This is a genomic window from Microbacterium sp. NPDC056003, assembly GCF_042274785.1.
Lineage (GTDB): Bacteria > Actinomycetota > Actinomycetes > Actinomycetales > Microbacteriaceae > Microbacterium.
This window is the reverse complement of record NZ_JBHJXQ010000001.1, coordinates 228,321-245,542: the sequence shown is the minus strand read 5'-3', so window position 1 is coordinate 245,542 and position 17,222 is coordinate 228,321. Positions and strand designations below refer to the sequence as shown.

15 protein-coding genes and 1 tRNA gene are annotated in these 17,222 nt (G+C 72.1%); 5 read left to right on the top strand and 11 right to left on the bottom strand.

The features are described 5' to 3' along the window. Positions 1 to 16 precede the first annotated feature (16 nt). Positions 17 to 92: transfer RNA gene (locus ACFC1W_RS01130), tRNA-Ala, on the top strand. A 901-nt stretch (positions 93 to 993) separates the two neighbouring features. Here ACFC1W_RS01130 and hemL read toward each other — a convergent pair. The 6 genes from hemL to hemE all read right to left on the bottom strand — a co-directional run bounded on the left by hemL (position 994) and on the right by hemE (position 7,457). Continuing rightward, positions 994 to 2,334, bottom strand: a complete 1,341-nt coding sequence (hemL, locus tag ACFC1W_RS01125; RefSeq protein WP_375987648.1) for a glutamate-1-semialdehyde 2,1-aminomutase — start codon at positions 2,332 to 2,334, stop codon at positions 994 to 996. Beyond that, positions 2,331 to 3,257 (bottom strand): porphobilinogen synthase, encoded by a 927-nt coding sequence (gene hemB, locus ACFC1W_RS01120; RefSeq protein WP_375987646.1) that lies wholly within the window; start codon positions 3,255 to 3,257, stop codon positions 2,331 to 2,333. The genes hemL and hemB overlap by 4 nt, the downstream gene beginning before the upstream one ends. Positions 3,258 to 3,361: 104 nt before the next feature. After that, complete coding sequence (gene hemC / locus ACFC1W_RS01115) at positions 3,362 to 4,279, bottom strand: hydroxymethylbilane synthase (protein WP_375987644.1); 918 nt, start codon at positions 4,277 to 4,279, stop codon at positions 3,362 to 3,364. Beyond that, positions 4,276 to 4,965: a hydrogen peroxide-dependent heme synthase gene (gene hemQ / locus ACFC1W_RS01110; RefSeq protein WP_375987642.1), complete on the bottom strand. Its 690-nt coding sequence runs from the start codon at positions 4,963 to 4,965 to the stop codon at positions 4,276 to 4,278. The genes hemC and hemQ overlap by 4 nt, the downstream gene beginning before the upstream one ends. Before the next feature lie 238 nt (positions 4,966 to 5,203). Further along, positions 5,204 to 6,406: a protoporphyrinogen/coproporphyrinogen oxidase gene (locus ACFC1W_RS01105; protein ID WP_375987640.1), complete on the bottom strand. Its 1,203-nt coding sequence runs from the start codon at positions 6,404 to 6,406 to the stop codon at positions 5,204 to 5,206. Continuing rightward, entirely contained in the window at positions 6,399 to 7,457 is a 1,059-nt protein-coding gene (gene hemE / locus ACFC1W_RS01100) for a uroporphyrinogen decarboxylase (protein ID WP_375987638.1), read from the bottom strand. The genes ACFC1W_RS01105 and hemE overlap by 8 nt, the downstream gene beginning before the upstream one ends. Before the next feature lie 81 nt (positions 7,458 to 7,538). On the opposite strand from hemE, the gene ACFC1W_RS01095 reads away from it, so the two are divergent. Further along, positions 7,539 to 8,795: a glutamyl-tRNA reductase gene (locus tag ACFC1W_RS01095; protein WP_375987636.1), complete on the top strand. Its 1,257-nt coding sequence runs from the start codon at positions 7,539 to 7,541 to the stop codon at positions 8,793 to 8,795. A 43-nt stretch (positions 8,796 to 8,838) separates the two neighbouring features. Beyond that, entirely contained in the window at positions 8,839 to 9,672 is an 834-nt protein-coding gene (locus tag ACFC1W_RS01090; RefSeq protein ID WP_375987635.1) for a MerR family transcriptional regulator, read from the top strand. 22 nt (positions 9,673 to 9,694) lie between these two features. Here ACFC1W_RS01090 and ACFC1W_RS01085 read toward each other — a convergent pair whose 3' ends face one another. Then, positions 9,695 to 10,456, bottom strand: a complete 762-nt coding sequence (locus tag ACFC1W_RS01085) for a ZIP family metal transporter (RefSeq protein ID WP_375987633.1) — start codon at positions 10,454 to 10,456, stop codon at positions 9,695 to 9,697. 159 nt (positions 10,457 to 10,615) lie between these two features. Continuing rightward, a complete protein-coding gene (locus ACFC1W_RS01080) occupies positions 10,616 to 11,692 on the bottom strand; it encodes a Glu/Leu/Phe/Val dehydrogenase dimerization domain-containing protein (RefSeq protein ID WP_375987631.1) in 1,077 nt (358 codons plus the stop codon). Between the two features lie 190 nt (positions 11,693 to 11,882). Between ACFC1W_RS01080 and ACFC1W_RS01075 the strand changes: the two genes are divergently transcribed. Together ACFC1W_RS01075 and ACFC1W_RS01070 are read left to right on the top strand one after the other, a co-directional pair. Next, positions 11,883 to 12,698: a methyltransferase domain-containing protein gene (locus ACFC1W_RS01075; protein ID WP_375987629.1), complete on the top strand. Its 816-nt coding sequence runs from the start codon at positions 11,883 to 11,885 to the stop codon at positions 12,696 to 12,698. 9 nt (positions 12,699 to 12,707) lie between these two features. Next, the gene (locus ACFC1W_RS01070; RefSeq protein ID WP_375987627.1) at positions 12,708 to 13,190 is read left to right on the top strand and encodes a YbaK/EbsC family protein; all 483 of its coding nucleotides are present in this window, start codon (positions 12,708 to 12,710) and stop codon (positions 13,188 to 13,190) included. A 29-nt stretch (positions 13,191 to 13,219) separates the two neighbouring features. On the opposite strand, the gene ACFC1W_RS01065 is transcribed toward ACFC1W_RS01070, so the two are convergent. From ACFC1W_RS01065 to ACFC1W_RS01055, 3 genes are read right to left on the bottom strand one after another with little or no spacing between them, the layout of a single operon-like run. Next, positions 13,220 to 15,133, bottom strand: coding sequence for a glycogen debranching N-terminal domain-containing protein (locus ACFC1W_RS01065; protein ID WP_375987625.1), 1,914 nt, complete (start codon positions 15,131 to 15,133; stop codon positions 13,220 to 13,222). Beyond that, positions 15,130 to 16,041, bottom strand: a complete 912-nt coding sequence (locus tag ACFC1W_RS01060) for a carbohydrate ABC transporter permease (RefSeq protein ID WP_375987623.1) — start codon at positions 16,039 to 16,041, stop codon at positions 15,130 to 15,132. Before ACFC1W_RS01060 ends, ACFC1W_RS01065 begins: the two co-directional genes overlap by 4 nt. Next, positions 16,038 to 17,222, bottom strand: coding sequence for a carbohydrate ABC transporter permease (locus ACFC1W_RS01055; protein ID WP_375987621.1), 1,185 nt, complete (start codon positions 17,220 to 17,222; stop codon positions 16,038 to 16,040). Before ACFC1W_RS01055 ends, ACFC1W_RS01060 begins: the two co-directional genes overlap by 4 nt.

Sequence of the window (17,222 nt, the reverse complement as noted above, 5' to 3'; positions counted from 1 at the left end):
CCTAACTGAGGTTCACGGGCCTGTAGCGCAGTTGGTAGCGCGCCTCGTTCGCATCGAGGAGGTCAGGGGTTCGATTCCCCTCAGGTCCACCATCACCGAGAAACCCCCGACAGGTCGGAGGTTTCCCTATGTCCACCCTGTGCGCGGGGCGAGCTCCGGCTGCGTCGGCGTGCGCAAGATCGGAGATCCTGCGCAACGCGACGCCGCGACGAGCCGTCGGCAGGCGGCGCGTCGGCCAAGATCTCCGACGTTGCGCACGCGAGGCCGGAAGAGGTCAGCCGGCCGAGCCACCGGGTCGAGCCAGGCGGCGCCGGCGTGCGCAGGATCGGAGATCCTGCGCGACACGCCGCGGCGAGCCGACGGTGAGCGGCGCGTCGGCCAGGATCTCCGACGTTGGGCTTCCGGAGAGCGGATGCCGCGGCATCCGCTCTCCATGCCGTGGCACGGTCGATGCGGGCGTAGCGTCCGCACTGAGGTGGTCGAGGCACCCCGGAGGCCGGGGACGTCAGTCCGGCGCGGCCGCGGGCCGAACCCGGCTGCGTCGGCGTGCGCAAGATCGGAGATCTTCCGCGACACGCCGCGACCAGCCGTCGGCGAGCGGCGTGTCGGCCAGGATCTCCGACGTTGCGCACCCGGGCGGGAGAGGTCAGTCCGACGCGGCGCACCCGAGCCGGAAGGACAGCCTGGCCGAGCCCGGCGACGCCTGCGTGCGCAAAATCGGAGATCCTGCGCAACACGCCGCGACGAGCCGCCGGCGGGCGGCGCGTCGGCCAGAATCTCCGACGTTGCGCACCTGAGGCTGGCAGGTCAGCCCGGTGAGGCATCACCCGAGGCCGGAAAGGGCAGCCCGGCGTCGCCTCGGCCGGGGCAGAACAGCAGCCCTGGCTGCGTGGCGTGCACAACGTCGGCGTTTCTGCGCGACACGCCGCGACGAGCCGCCGGCACGAGGCGGGCGCCCAGGAACGCCGACGTTGTGCACCTGAGGCTGGCAGGTCAGCCCGGCGAGGCCCCGGCCGCGGCCCGGGCGGCGGCGGGAAGCGCGTCGATGATCTGCCCGACGGCCTCGTCGTCGTGCGCGGCCGAGACGAACCACGCCTCGAACACCGAGGGCGGCAGCGAGACGCCCTGGTCGAGCATCGCGCGGAAGAACGGCGGGTACCGGAACGCCTCCTGCGCCTTCACCGTCTCGTAATCCGTCGGCGGCTCGGCCGCGAACTGGATCGAGAACAGGTTCCCCGAGCGCTGGACGACATGCGTGACGCCGGCTTCGGAGAGAGCGGATGCCGCGGCATCCGCGATCCGCGCGGCGGCACGGTCGATCCGCTCATACGCCGCGGCGTCGAGGTGGTCGAGGGTCGCGCGCCCGGCGGCGACGGCCAGCGGGTTCCCGCTGAGGGTGCCCGCCTGGTAGACCGGGCCGAGCGGGGCGAGCAGCTCCATGAGCGCCGCCGATCCGCCGATCGCGGCGAGCGGGAGACCGCCGCCGACGACCTTGCCGAACGTGATGAGGTCGGGGGAGAAGGGCACCGGGTCGATGCCGTACCAGCCCGCCGTGCCGACGCGGAAGCCCGTGAGCACCTCGTCGAGGATGAGCAGCGCGCCGTGCGCGTGCGCCAGGTCGGCGATCGCGGCGTTGAAGCCGTGCGCCGGCGGCACGATCCCCATGTTGGCCGGGGCGGCCTCGACGATGATCGCGGCGATGTCGTCGCCGCGCGCGCCGAAGACCTCGCGCAGCGCGTCGAGGTCGTTGTAGGGCACGACGAGCGTCTGCGCGGCGATGGGCGCCGGAACGCCCGCCGAGCCCGGCATCGCGAGGGTCGCGACGCCCGAGCCGGCTTCGGCCAGCAGACCGTCGGAGTGTCCGTGGTAGTGCCCGGCGAACTTCACGATCAGGTCGCGGCCGGTCGCGCCGCGGGCGAGGCGGATCGCCGTCATCGTCGCTTCGGTGCCCGTCGACACGAGGCGCACGCGCTCGACCGGTCGCGCGCCGTCGCGGCTCACACGGGCCTCGATGAGCTCGGCCAGAGCGGTCTCGCCGGGGGTCGACGCGCCGAAGCCGAGGCCGTGGGCCGCGGCATCCTGCACCGCCTTCACGACGGCGGGATGCGCATGCCCCAGAATCGCGGGACCCCACGAGCCGACGAGGTCGACATACTCGCGGCCCTCGACGTCGGTCACGCGCGGTCCCGAGGCCGAGACGAAGAAGCGGGGCGTGGTGCCGACCGAGCCGAAGGCGCGGACGGGCGAGTTCACGCCGCCCGGCATGGCCGCGCGAGCGCGCGCGAACTCCGCGGCGTTGGAGGCCGGCGAGGTGTGCGTCGTCTGCGTGGTCATCGGATCCATCCCGCCAGCTCGACCGCCCAGTAGGTCAGCACGGCATCGGCGCCGGCCCGGCGGATACCGACGACCGACTCCTCGATCGCACGGCGGCGGTCGATCCAGCCGTGGGCCGCGGCGGCCTCGATCATCGCGTACTCGCCCGACACCTGGTACGCCCAGACGGGGACGGGGCTGGATGCTGCGGCATCCGCCAGCACGTCGAGGTAGCTCATCGCGGGCTTGACCATCACGATGTCGGCGCCCTCGGCGAGGTCGAGCTCGACCTCGCGCAAGCCCTCTCGGCGGTTCGCGGGGTCCTGCTGGTAGGTGCGGCGGTCGCCCTCGAGCGAGGACTGCACGGCCTCGCGGAACGGTCCGTAGAAGGCCGACGCGTACTTCGCCGCGTAGGCCAGGATCGGTGTGTTGCCGAACCCGGTCGCGTCGAGCGCGTCGCGCACCGCGGCGACCTGGCCGTCCATCATTCCGCTGAGTCCGAGCAGCTGCGACCCCGCCTCGGCCTGAGCCACGCCCATGTCGCGGTAGCGTTCGAGCGTGGCGTCGTTGTCGACGTACCCGTTCGCATCGAGCACGCCGCAGTGGCCGTGGTCGGTGAACTCGTCGAGGCACAGGTCGGTCTGCACGACGAGCGCATCCCCGGCCTCCGCGACGGCGATGCGCGTCGCGACGTTCAGGATGCCCTCGGGGTCGGTCGCCCCCGAGCCGATCGCGTCCTTGTGCTCGGGAACGCCGAAGAGCATGATCCCGCCGATGCCGGCGGCCGCGGCATCCGTCACCGCCTTTTTGAGGCTGTCGGTCGTGTGCTGCACGACGCCCGGCATGGACGAGATCGGCACGGGGTCGCCTGCGCCCTCGCGCACGAAGACGGGCAGGATCAGGTCGGCGGGATGCAGGCGCGTCTCGGCGACGAGCCGGCGCATCGCAGGCGTCGCGCGCAGCCGGCGGGGCCGGGGGTGCCCGAGGGGGCGGGCCCCCTCAGGCCTGGGGTGCCCGAGGGGGCGGGCCCCCTCGGAATGAGCACCGTTCATGGGCGCTCTCCGGTCAGGCCGGCGGCACCGGCGTCGAGCAGTTCACGGGCGACGGATGCCGCGACCTCGCGCGACGGATCGCCGTCGTCGTCCGGCCAGGCGGTGGCATGCGATGACGTCAGAGTCGTGGTGCCGTCCAGGCTGTACACGCTCGCCGAGAGCAGAAGCAGACCGGCGTCGACCACGGCGCGGGCGCCGACGGGGGCGGAGCAGCCGGCCTCGAGCAGCGCGAGCACCTCGCGCTCGGCCTCGACGGCGGCGCGGGTTTCGGCATGGTCGAGCTTCTCGACGAGGTACTCCTCGCCGCGGCGGACCTCGACGCCCAGCGCGCCCTGGCCGGGCGCGGTCGGCCAGCGGTCGGCGTCGAGGTACTCGGTGACGACGTCGGTGCGGCCGATACGGTTGAGTCCGGCGGCCGCGAGGATGACGGCATCCAATTCACCGCTCGTGACTTTGCCGAGGCGGGTCTCGACGTTCCCGCGGATGTCGACGACCTCGATGTCGGGCCGCTTCGCACGCAGCTGCGCCATGCGGCGCGGCGAGCCGGTGCCGACGCGTGCGCCGGCGGGAAGCTGCTCGAGCGTGAGGCCGTCGCGCGCGCACAGCGCGTCGCGCGGATCTTCGCGCGCGGGGATCGCCGCGATGACGATGCGATCGTGCGGCGCGGTGGGGAGATCCTTGAGCGAGTGCACGATGACGTCGCACTCGTCGGCCAGAAGCGCGTCGCGCAGCGCGCCGGTGAAGAGCCCGGTACCGCCGGCGCGCGACAGCGGCTCGTTCGTGCGATCGCCGTGCGTGGTGATGCGGACGATCTCGGTCTTGACCCCGGTCGCATCGGCGAGGTCATCGGCGACCATCCCCGTCTGCGTGAGCGCGAGCGTGCTGGCACGCGTGCCGATGCGCAGGCTGGTCACGCCAGCACCTCGGCGATCTCGTCGAGGCCGATGCGCCGCCCGGTGAAGAACGGCACCTCTTCGCGCACGTGACGGCGGGCCTCGGTCTGGCGCAGATGACGCATGAGGTCGACGAGGTCGACGAGCTCGGGGGCCTCGAGCGCGAGGATCCATTCGTAGTCGCCGAGCGCGAACGACGCGACGGTGTTGGCGAGCACCTGACGGTACTCGGCGCCCTTGCGGCCGTGGTCGGCGAGCATCTGGCGGCGCTCCTCGTCGGGGAGGATGTACCAGTCGTACGACCGCACGAACGGGTACACGGTGAGCCAGGCCTCGGGCTCCTTGTCGCGCATGAACGCCGGCAGGTGGCTGGCGGTGAACTCGGCGTCGCGGTGCACGCCCATCGCGTTCCATACCGGCAGGAGCGAGGCGAGCGGCTCGGCGCGACGCAGCGTGCGCAGCGCGGCCTGAAGGGACTCGGGAGCCACGCCCGTGCCGTGCAGCCACACCATCAGGTCGGCGTCGGCCCGTAGGCCCGAGACGTCGTAGAACCCGCGGACGGTGACTCCGGATGCCTCGACCTCGGCGACGGCGGGAGCCAGATCGCCGGCGGGGGCGGGGTGGTGCGGGTCACGGCGGAACACGGCCCACAGGGTGTAGCCGAGCGTCTCGCTCTCGGACGGGGGGACAGCCGAGGAATCGCTCATGACCTCTATTCTTCCACCCGCCCGGGGACGGGCCGGTCGGGCAGGCGCGCAGCGCCGTCCCACCGCGCGGGGCCTGGACTCGGTGCGGGGCGGCGGCCGGGCGCCGGGGCCCGGGGTCAAACGGTCGGGAGAAACGCCGCGGAGGCCGGGCCATGCGGGCGTGTCGCGCCGGTTCGTCCCGACCGTTTGACGGGGAGGGCGCGGCCCGGCGGGTTGCGGTGCGGTGTCAGGAGACGCGTCAGCGGGCGAGGAGCTCGGCGGCGGTGCGGTCGGCGTGGGCGATGATCCCGGCGAGCCCCGAGCCCGCGACCGTCTCGCCCACCACCACCAGGTCGGATGCCTCGGCCGGGGCCGGCCGGGTCCACGTGACGACAGCCGCATCGACCACCACCGGCAGCTCGACGCCGAGCAGGGTCTCGGCATCCTGCCGCGCAGTCTCGACAGGGCCGGACGGCGTCACGTCGTAGGACAACCGCAGCACGTGCTGGTCTCCGGCGGCCTCGCGCAGCCAGTCCCACTTCGCCGTGGCGTGGGTGAGCGCGCGGGCGGCAACTGGGGCTCCGGCGGCGACGAGAAGTCCGGAGCCGCGGGGTGCGGCATCCAACTCCCGCTGCTCCACCACCAGGGTGACGAGGTCGATCCGGCGCCCGGTGCCGGCGGGGGACGCCAGACCGGGCGCCGCGGTCACGACGGTCCCGTCCAGCGTCGCAGGGTCGTCGACGCGCACGCCGAGACGCACGACACCGCCGCGGCGCTCGAGGTCGGCCGCGAGGGCCGGCACGATGCGGTGGATGCCGCCGCGGATCCCGGCCACCGCCGCCCCCGGGGGAGCATCCGCACGCAGCCGCGCGACCGCGGCGCCGAGCGAGCCCGCCGACACGAGCGCGTCGGGCAGCCCCGGATGCGCCCGCGCGAGGGGAAGCTCGTCCGGATGCGTCGAGTGCACGCCGTGCACCACGGGCGCCACCAGCCGCTCGAGCACCGCATCGCCGTACCGCTCGCGCACGAGCGCGCCGAGTGACTCCGGCACCGCCGTGACCGGGCCGCGTTCGTCCAGGGCCGAGGCCCGCCGTGCCGCGTCGTCCCCGACCACGCGCACGACGTCGTCCGCGAGCGGGTCGGCCGGGATGCCGAGCACCGCCGTCGCGGGCAGCGGCACCGCCGGTCCGGTCACCGGCTGCAGCCAGGCGGGTCCGGGTCGCGGGTCGACGATGTCGTCGGCGAGCCCGAGCTCGGCGAGCAGGGCCGCCACCACGCCGCCGCGCACGGCGAAGCTCTCGGCGCCGGCATCCAGCCCGATCCCCGCGACATCATGGCGCGCGACCGTGCCGCCGAGGCGATCGGATGCCTCGTACACGACCACGTCCGCACCCGACAGCGCGAGCCGCCGCGCGACGGCGAGTCCTGCGACGCCGCCGCCGACGACGGAGAAGTCAGCCATGCGCGTGGACGAACTCCACGACGCGCGTCAGCACCGTCGGGTCGGTCTCGGGCGGCACGCCGTGCCCGAGGTTGACGACGTGGGCCTTCGCCGCACGGCCGCGCTCGAGCACGTCGACGATGTGCGCCTCCAGCACCGGCCAGGGCGCGGCCAGGAGCGCCGGATCGATGTTGCCCTGCAGGGGCACGTCGGCTCCGAGACGGCGGGATGCCTCGTCCAGCGAGATCCGCCAGTCGACGCCCATCACATCGACGCCCACACCGTGCATCGCCGCGAGCAGCTCGCCGGTGCCGACGCCGAAGTGGACGAGCGGCACGCCGAGGGCCTTCGCGCGCTCGAGGGCGCGTGCGGAGTGAGGTGCGACGTGCGCGGTGTAGTCGGAGAGGCTCAGCGACCCGGCCCACGAGTCGAACAGCTGACCGGCGGACGCGCCCGCCTCGAGCTGGGCCTCGAGGAACGCGCCGGTGATGTCGGCGCACCACGACAGCAGCGCCGCCCACGTCTCGGGGTCGGAGTGCATGAGGGCGCGCGTGCGCAGCTGCTCCTTCGACGGACCGCCTTCGACGAGGTACGAGGCGAGCGTGTACGGGGCGCCGGCGAAGCCGATGAGCGGGGTGCCGCCGAGTCCGGCGACCGTGAGCCGCACCGCCTCGCGGATCGGCTCGAGCGCCGCAGGATCGAGCGGGGGGAGTGCCGCGACATCCGCCGCCGTCCGCACCGGCTGCTCGAGCACCGGACCGCGCCCCGGCACGATGCGCACGTCCACGCCGGCGAGCTTCACCGGGATGACGATGTCGCTGAAGAAGATCCCCGCGTCGACGCCGTGACGGCGGACGGGCTGCAGCGTGATCTCGCTCGCGAGCTCGGGATCGAGGCACGCGTCGAGCATGTCGGTGCCCACGCGGAGCTCGCGGTACTCGGGGAGCGACCGCCCAGCCTGCCGCATGAACCACACCGGGGTGGTCTCGGGACGCTCGCCGCGATACGCGCGGATCAGCGGCGGAACAGCGTAACTGTCGGCAAGAGTGGGGTGGGACGATTCCAGCGGCACGCAGTCAACCTTAGGCTCCCCCTCCGCGGCCCATCGGGCCTCGCTTCGCTGATGGTCGGCGCGGTGCCTTAAGATGGACCAGTGCTCCTCTGTCTGACCGCGAACCATCGGAACGCGAGTCTCGACGTCTTGGAGCGGCTGTCGCAGGGTGCTCCCGCAGCCACCCGGACCCTCGTGGACGACGAGATCTTCGTCGCCGGAGCGGTCGTCCTCGCGACGTGCAACCGGTTCGAGGCCTACCTCGACATCGACGAGCCGCTCACGGGCGGCGAGGCCGTCGCGGTGGAATCCGTCGTCGAAGCCATGGCCGAGGCATCCGATATTCCGGTCGAGAGTCTGCGCACCTCGGTGACCGTGCATTCGGGAGCGGATGCCGCGGCCCACCTCTTCGCGGTGACCAGCGGACTCGAGTCGATGGTCGTCGGCGAAGACGAGATCTCGGGTCAGGTGCGGCGCGCACTCGACGCCGCTCGCGAAGAGGGGACCACGAGCGGAGAGCTCGAGCGACTCTTCCAGAAGGCCACCCACACCAGCCGCGGGATCCGCAACAACACGGGTCTGCGTGGCACGCACCGCTCCCTGGTGCGGTTCGCCCTCGAACTCGCGTCCAGCCGCATCGCCGACTGGGCCGCATCGCGCGTCGTGATCGTCGGCACCGGCCGCTACGCCTCGCGCACCGTCGAGGCCGTGCGTGCGCGCGGTGCCGCCGACATCCGGGTGTTCTCGCCGTCCGGTCGCGCCGCCGCCTTCGCGGTGAAGCACGGCCTGCAGCCGGTGGAGGACTTCGCGGATGCCGCGGCCGCCGCCGACGTCGTCATCACGTGCACCGCCGATGCCGTCGTGCATGCCGACGCCTTCGTGTCGGGGCGCCGCGTGCTCGTCATCGACCTCGGGCTCCCGCGCAACGTCGACCCCGCCGTGGGTCACGTCGACGGCGTCGAGCTGCTCGACCTCGAGACGATCCGCCTGCACGCTCCGCTCGAGGAGTTCAGCGCGCACGCCGACGCGCGCATCATCGTCGGAGACGCGGCGGCCGAGTTCACGGCCGACCGTGCCGCGGCCCCCGCGATCACGGCGCTGCGCAGCGACGTGCTCGCGATCGTCGACGCCGAGATCGCACGGGCACGCGCTCGAGGCGCCGGCGAAGAGACCGAGGCCGCGCTGCGGCACCTCGCGGGCGTGCTGCTGCACCGTCCGTCCGTGCGCATCCGCGAGCTCGCCGTCGAGGGCCGTATCGACGAGGTCAACGCCGCGCTCGAGACACTGCACGGGCTGTCCCTCGATGGAGCGGCGGATGCGGCGAGCGACGACGAGCAGGACTGGACAGCCTCGGCCTGAGCCCGCTCTTCCGCTTGACTCTCACGCTGTGTCAGGGTCGAACGTGGTCTCCACCATGTACACCATCGGAGAGTTCGCCGCCCACGGACGAGTGAGCGTGCGGATGCTGCGGCACTACGACGAGATCGGCATCCTGCAGCCTGCGCGGGTCGACCCCCGCACCGGCTACCGCAGCTACGCCGACGCGCAGCTCGGGGCACTGCTGCGGCTGGTCGAGCTTCGCGACCTCGGCTGTGGGCTGGACGAGATCGGCGCCGTGCTGGCTGCGGAGGATCAGGATGCCGCGCTGCACGAGCTGCTCGTCCGCCGCCGTGCCGCGCTCGAGGCGTCGATCGACGCCGACCGCGCGCGGCTCGATCGCCTCGATGAACGTCTCCGTCGCTGGGAAGGAGCCGACGTCATGTCGGATGTGGAGTATCGCCCTCTCGAGTCTGTGGCCGTCTACGCCGTCGAGGGACGCGCAGCCGGGATGGGGCCGGAGAACGTCTCGCCCGTGATCGATCCGCTGCTGGAGCGACTGGTCGGCGCGATCGAGGCTGCGGGGAGGGAACCGCGGGAGCCGGGCGTGTTCTGGTACCACGCGGTGCCCGACAGCGAGGACCTCGCTGTGCACGTGTCGTTCACGGCGGACGAGACGCCGGTCGCGGCGGAGGGCTACACCGTCGTGGAGCTGCCCGCGATCGAGAGGGCAGCGGTGCTCACGCATCGCGGCGACATGCCCTCGATCGGCCGTTCGTGGATGACGCTCATGGCGCAGGTCGTCGAGGACGGGTACCGCATCGCAGGTCCGACCCGCGAGGTCTACGTCCACGCCCCCGACGACCGCCCGCAGTCCGAGTGGGTGACGGAGCTCGTGGCCCCGGTCGAGCGGGCCTGAAGCGCTCACTCACCCCGCGGCGTCACCCTGCGAGCTCGTGCAGGAGGAAGGCCGCCAGGAAGCCGACCGTCGCGTACAGACCCGTCAGCGCGCGCTGCTCCTCGAAGGCCTCCGGGATCATCGTGCTACACACCATCGCGAGCAGTCCGCCGGCCGCGACCGTCGTGATGAGGGCGACCAGCTCCGCCGGCGCGCTCTGGAAGGCGACGTAGCCGAGCACGGCCGCCACCACCGTCACCGCGGCGATGCCGCCCCACAGCAGGGCGACCCTGCGCCCGCTCGAACCGCTGGCCTTGAGTGCGGCCGTCGAGCCGAGACCTTCGGGGAAGTTGCTGATCGCGATCGCCGCGACGATCGGGACGCTAATCCCGCCCTGCAGCACCGACAGACCCATCACGATGGACTCCGGGATGCCGTCGATCAGCGCACCGATCGCGATCGCGGCTCCCGTGCCGCCTGCGAGCTTGGCGCTCTGACGACGCGCCACGATGTTCGCCGGCAACGACGACCGCGACACCTTCGGCCGAGACACCAGCCAGTCCGCGACGATGTAGATGACCGCGCCGGCGAGGAATCCGATCGACGTCGGGACCAGCCCGCCGACGCTCGCGGCCTCCTCGACCAACTCGAACGCGAGGGTGGAGATCAGCACACCCGCGCCGAGCGCCATGATGCCCGCCACGACCCGCTGCGGGATGTCGACGAACCACGCGACGGCGGCGCCCACGAGCAGAGTTCCCCCGCCGATGAGTCCGCTGATCGCGGCGAGCCACACCCCAGCCATGGCGCAAACCTAGCCGTGCGGGACCGGATTCACGCCACCCACTCCGGTCCGCACCGATGCACGCACGTCCGCCCGGGCCCGCGGCCGAAGAGAAGAGCCCCGGAGAGGTCCCGCGACCTCCCCGGAGCCCCACCCCGAACCGAGCGACGCGCGGACGCGTCAGACGGCGAGTGCGTGCCCGCGCTCGCCGGCGGCGAGACGCTCGGCCGCGAGACCCTCGGCGGCCTCGAGCGGCGTGATGCCGCGCGACTCGGCCTCGTCGAAGATGCGGCGCACGGTGTCGCCGATCTGGGCGACGCGCCCCATCACCTCGGCGCGTGTGCCGATCTTCTTCGCCTCGAGGTCGAGGTAGATGACGCCGCCCGCGTTCACGACGAAGTCGGGCGCGTACAGGATGCCGCGCGAGGCGAGGCGGTCGGCGCCGGAACGGGCGGCGAGCGGGTTGTTCGCGGGGCCGCAGACGGCCCGCGAGTCGAGGGCGTCGATGACGTCGTCGGTGAGGAGTCCGCCGATACCCGCGGGTACGAACACGTCGGACGGCACGAGGTGCTCCTCGCCCGGCAGGGTCCAGTCGGCACCGAGCTCGCGCGCGAGATCGCGCTTGGCCGGGTTCACGTCGGTCACGGTGAGCGACGCGCCCTCGGCCGCGAGCCGCACGGCGAGGCGACTGCCGACCTGGCCGAGGCCCGAGATGGTGATGCGGCGGCCCGCGATGTCGCTCGACCCGGTCACGCGCTCGAGCGTCGCGCGCAACGACTCGTACACGCCGAGGCTGGTGGGGCCGGCGGGCTCTCCTGAACCGCCGACGGCGTCGGGCAGACCGACCACGTGCTCGGTGCGCTCGCTCACGACGAGCATGTCCTCGGTCGTCGAGCCGACGTCCTCCGCGGTGCGGTACAGGCCGTGCAGGGACTCGACCGCGTCGCCGAGGTCGAGGAAGGCCGCGCGGCGACGCTCGTCATCGAGCACCGTGCCTTCGGGAAGCGCGATGACCGACTTGCCGCCGCCGGCGTCGAGCCCGGCCGCCGCGTTCTTGAGGGTCATGGCCGCCGACAGGCGCAGGGCGTCGCCGAGCGCGTCGCTCCAGTGCGGGTATGTCCACAGGCGCGCGCCGCCGAGGGCGGAGCCGAGCACGGAGGAGTGAAGCGCGACGGTGATGAACAGGCCGCTGCGTCGTCCGGTGATCACCTCCACGCGTTCGTGCGTGAAGTCGGGCAGGGGCAGGGTGTGCGTCATCGCGTTCTTCCTTCGGCGGGCCTTGTGGGCAGTGCGCTGCGGACGCCGCGGCGTTGCGGCATCCACCTCTATTGCACCATCACCTCGCGAAGTGTTCAACCACCGCGCGCACAATGATGCAGATTGCGCCACCTGCTCAAGGCTGCGTCACATTCCTGCGGCACAGTGCACAGCCGAGTACGTTCGATCCATGCCCGATGCGTACACCCACGGCCACCACGAGAGCGTCCTGCGCTCCCACCGCTGGCGCACCGCCGAGAACTCCGCCGGCTATCTGCTGCCGCACCTTCGCCCTGGCGTGTCGGTGCTCGACGTCGGCAGCGGTCCCGGCACGATCACGGCGGACGTCGCGGCCATCGTTGCGCCCGGCAGAGTCGTGGGAGTGGATGCCTCGGCCGACATCGTCCGCGAGGCCGACGCCGATCACCGAGCGTCGAACCTGTCGTTCCGGACGGCCGATGCGTACGCGCTCGAGTACGCCGACGGGGAGTTCGACGTGGTCCACGCGCACCAGGTGCTGCAGCACCTGGCCCGGCCGGTCGACGCGCTGCGCGAATTCGGTCGCGTCGCCGGACCCGGCGGCCTCGTCGCCGCGCGCGACGTCGACTACGAGGGCACGATCTGGTATCCGCTGCTTCCGGCGCTCGCCGAGTGGCGCGAGCTCTACCTCGCCACGCATCGCAGCGTCGCGGGCGAACCTGCCGCGGGCCGCCGCCTGAAGTCGTGGGCGCTCGAGGCCGGTCTCGCCGACGTGCGCGCGACGGCCTCGGTCTGGCTCTTCGAGTCGCCGGCCGACCGTGAGTGGTGGGGCAGCTCCTGGGCGGACCGCGCGCTGAAGTCGTCGTTCGCGACGTCGGCGCGGGCGATCGGAGCCACCGACGCCCAGCTGCGGCGCATCGCGGACGGCTGGCTCGAATGGGCGTCCGCCGATGACGGCTGGCTGCTCATGCCCCACGGTGAGATCCTCGCCTCCGGTGTTTCGCGCACCGCTCCCGCGTCCTTCTAGGCTGGGCGGATGACCGCGCCTCATGAGCTGCCCACGCGCAGCCGCCTCGTCCACGACTCGCTGCGCGCCGTCGGCATCCCCGGCGAGATCGTCGTGCTCCCGGATGCCGCGCACACCGCCCCGCTCGCCGCGGCCGCCCTCGGCATCGAGGTCGGCGCCATCGCGAACAGCCTCGTGTTCTGGTCCGACGGTGAGCCGCTCCTCGTCATGACCAGCGGCGCCCATCGGGTCGACACCGCAGCCCTCGCCGAGCGGCTCGGGCGCGAACGCATCCGGCGCGCGACGCCCGAGCAGGTGCGGGACGCGACCGGTCAGGCGATCGGGGGAGTGGCGCCCACCGGGCATCCCTCCGCCCTCCTCACGATCATCGACGAGGACCTCGCCGCTTTCGACGAGATCTGGGCCGCGGGCGGCACGCCGCACACCGTCTTCCCGCTGACGTTCGACGAGCTGGTGCGTCTCACCGGCGGCACGATCGCGAAGGTCGACTGACCCTCCCCGTCGGCACTCGACGCGGTCGCTCAGTCCTCGAGGATCTCCAGGCACACCACCGCCGCCGCGGCAGACCACGCCTGCGGCCGGCACGCCGCCGGGTACGGCGTCGGAACCGACGTCTCGGTCGCCGGGTCGCCCGCATGCAACTCGGGCACCCGGTAGCCGAACCCCTCGGCTGCGGCGAGCAGCCCTTCGGCGACGACGCGGGCGGCGTCGTCGAGGCCGGCGCGATGAAGTCCCTGCGCCACGATCGCGGTGTCGTGCACCCACACGCTCCCGCCGTGGTACGACAGCGGCCAGTACCCGTCCGCGTCTGTCGACATGGTCCGGATGCCGTACCCCGACGACATCGAGCCGCCCAGCAGCAGCTCGGCCACGGCCCGCTCCTCGTCGGGGTCGAGGATGCCGGTTCCGAGCAGATGTCCGATGTTGCTCGTCAGGGTGTCGACGGGCCGCTTGTGCCGGTCGAGGGCGATGCCGGGGTAGCGACCCTCCGGTGTCTGCACCCAGTACGCCTCGCGGAACCGCGTCCGCAGCGCCGCGGCCCACTCGCGCAGCGCCGCGGGGGCGAGCGCGCCTTCGTCGGCGCCGCCGAACGCTTCCAGCAGGTCTGCCCCGGCGAGCGCCGCCTCGTATGCGTAGCCCTGCACCTCGCACAGCGCGATCGGTCCCTCGGCGAGGCGCCCGTCGCGCCACTGGATGGAGTCGCCCGAGTCCTTCCAGCCCTGGTTCGCGAGGCCGCGTCCGCTGCGGTCGATGTAATCCAGGAAGCCGTCGCCGTCGCTGTCGCCGAAGTCGAGGATCCAGTGCAGCGCACGCCGCAGCGCCGGAATCAGCTCCCGCACCTCCGGCTCGGGCATTCCGGCCCGCCACGCGTCGGCGAGCAGGCACACCCACAGCGGCGTCGAATCGACGCTGCCGTAGTACCGCGGCGGCAGCACGACGCCCTCGTTGGGCAGCTCGAGCGCCGACGATCGCAGCTCGTGCAGGATCTTTCCGGGCTCCTGCGCGGTCGCGGGATCGTGCTGGTCGCCTTGGAGGGCGGCGAGGACACGGAGCGTGGATGCCGCGACCCCGGCGCCCAGCGGCAGCACGAGGCGCGCCGCCCAGATCGAATCGCGCCCGAAGAGCGTGAAGAACCACGGCGCACCCGCGGCGAAGAAGACGTCGTCGTCGTCCGCCAGGGTGAGCCGAAGCGCGTCGAGGTCGCCGAGCGCGACGTCGAGCCAGCGGTCCAGTCGTGGATGCGACGTGGCGCCCGGTCGAGCGCCGGCGCCCGACCACGGTTCGGCGGCGCCGTGGACCACGAGCGTCGGGTCGCGCAGCTCGATCGTGAACGAGACCTCGGCCTCGCCGCCCGGCTCGACCCGCACGGGCCATTGCGCGGTGAGCGCACGCCCGCGTCCGCCACCCGCGACGGTGGCTCCCGGCGCCCTCAGCGTGAACTCCTGGTCTGCGGAGCGCGCGGTGGCCGCGGCATCCGTCGTCGTCATCTCAGCCGGCTGGGAGGCCGCCGTACCGGCCTTCACATCGTGCAGCGAGCCGAAATCGGGCTCGAGCGTCAGCGTCAGCACGGTGTCGACCGGCTCGGTCAGACGTGAGAGCACCGTCCACGTCTCGGTCACGGCCCCGTCCATGACTGCGCGCTCGCGCAGCAGTCTCACCTTGGGGTCGGGCGTCGCGTCGTCGAGCCCCCGCAGCAGCCCGCCGAACACCGCTCGCGACGGGCCGTGCGCGGCCGTCGAGATCCACTCGACCTCGGAGTCGCGGCATGAGAGCCGGAGAGAGCGGACGTGCCGCACGTCTCCGTGGTACACGCCGTCTATCGGCTGCGCGCCCAGTTCGCCGTCGCGTGCCGACCAGACCTGGGTGGGCGCGCGCAGCACGATGAGGGCATCGTCGAGCAGCGGCTGGAGGGGCGTGTCGTCGGTGGCGCTCATCCCTTGACGGCTCCTTCGGAGGTGTTCATGATCTGCCGCTGGAAGATGAAGAACATCACCGCGACGGGAATGGTCATGATCGCCGCGGCGGCGAGCTTGAGCGGATACTGCTGGCCCTGGCCGAGCTGGTTGGACGCCAGCGAAGCGACGCCCTTGGTCAGCGTGGTGAGTTCCGGCGACTGCGTCGAGACGATGAAGTGGGTCAGCTCGTTCCACGACCCCTGGAACGACAGGATCACGATCGTGATCAACGCGGGCCGTGCCATCGGGAGCACCACCGACCAGAACGTGCGGAAGGTGCCGGCTCCGTCGATCCGCGCCTGCTCCTCGACGGAGACGGGGATCGACTCGAAGAAGTTCTTCATGATGAAGACCCCCGCCGCGTCCACCAGCAGAGGGATGACCATGCCGGCGTAGGAGTCGTACATGGCCAGCTGATTGATCACGAGGAACTTGGGGATGAGGAGCACCACCCCGGGCACCGCCATGACGGCGATGACGGCGGCGAACACGATGCCGCGACCCCGGAAGTGCAGGCGTGCCAGCGCGTATCCCGCGAGAGAGACGAAGAACACCCGGCCGAGGGTCACGCAGATCGTGACGATCGCGGAGTTGGCGAACCACACCGGGTAGTCGCTGTTGCCGAACAGCCGCTCGTAGGCAGCGAAGGTGATGGTCTGCGGAATGAGCGAGATGGGGTCGGCGGCGGCCTCGGCATCCGTCTTGAACGACGTCGCCACCTGCACCAGGAACGGGTAGATGTAGATCAGCGCCAGGACGACGAGCAGCACGTAGAGCAGGATCTGCCACACGATCCGCTTGGACAGGATCCGCTGGCGCGTGGGCGTGGAGCCTCGCGGCTGCTCCTGGCTGAGCACCAGCGACTCGGACAGCGTGGTACCGGTCATCGCCCGGCCTCCTCATCGGTCTTGCCGGTCGGATCCGGGACGGTGGGAACCCGAGCGGATGCCGCGACGGCGGGCGTCGCCGTTGCGGGGCGGGTCGGCAGCTGGTACTGCCTCGCGCGCCGCTTGGAGACGGGGCGCTCGCGGAGGACCCAGCGCTGGAAGACGGTGAACACGACGATGATCGCGAACAGGATGAACGAGATCGCGGCGCCGACGCCCCAGTTCTGGTCGAGGAATGCAGAGGTGTACGAGAGGTACGCGGGCGTGATGGTGGTCTTGCCGGGCGCGCCCTGTGTGCCGGTGTAGATCTGCTCGTACACCTGCCAGCATCCGATGAGGCCGAGGGTGATCACCGTGAACAGCGTGGGTCGCAGCTGCGGCAGGGTGACCCGCCAGAAGCGCTGCCAGCCGTTGGCGCCGTCCATCATCGCCGCTTCCTGGATCTCGCCTCCGATGTTCTGGAGTGCCGCGATGAACAGCAGCATGAACGTCCCGCTCGTCGTGAACACCGCCATGAAGATGAACGCGGTCATCGCGACGGAGGGGCCCGCGAACCACTGCCACCAGGAGAGGCCCAGGAAGTCGTTCTCGGTGAGCACCGCTGGTCCCTGCGTGATGCCGACCGACGCGAGAGCGTTGTGGACGATGCCCGTCGGGTCGCTGAACCAGTTGGGGCCGTTGATGCCGATCCACGACAGGATCTCGTTGACGACACCCGTTGCGGAGAAGAGGAACAGCCACAGCACCGTGATCGCGACGGTGCTCGTCACCGACGGGAAGTAGAAGGCCGTGCGGAAGAAGCCGCGGCCCCGGAGGATCGCGCGGTTGACGAGGATCGCCAGGAACAGCGAGAGGGCGGTCTGCAGCGGGACGACGAGCAGCACGTACCACGCGTTGTTGCGCAGCGCGATGCCGAAGTCGCGCGTGGGCAGCCCGCCGTCGACGGTGACGGCGGCGTAGTTCTCGAGCCCGACGAAGCTCACATCGCTGGAGAACGGGCTGCCGCGCCCGCCCCAGTCGGACAGGCTGACCCACAGTGCCATGAGCACCGGGATCAGGAGGAAGACGCCCAGGATGGCGAGCACGGGACCCGTGAACAGCCATCCGGCGAGCGCCTCCCCGCGCCGGAGCCCCTGGCGGGGGCTCCGGGCACGGGAGGGCGCCGTCGCTGTCGCGGTCAT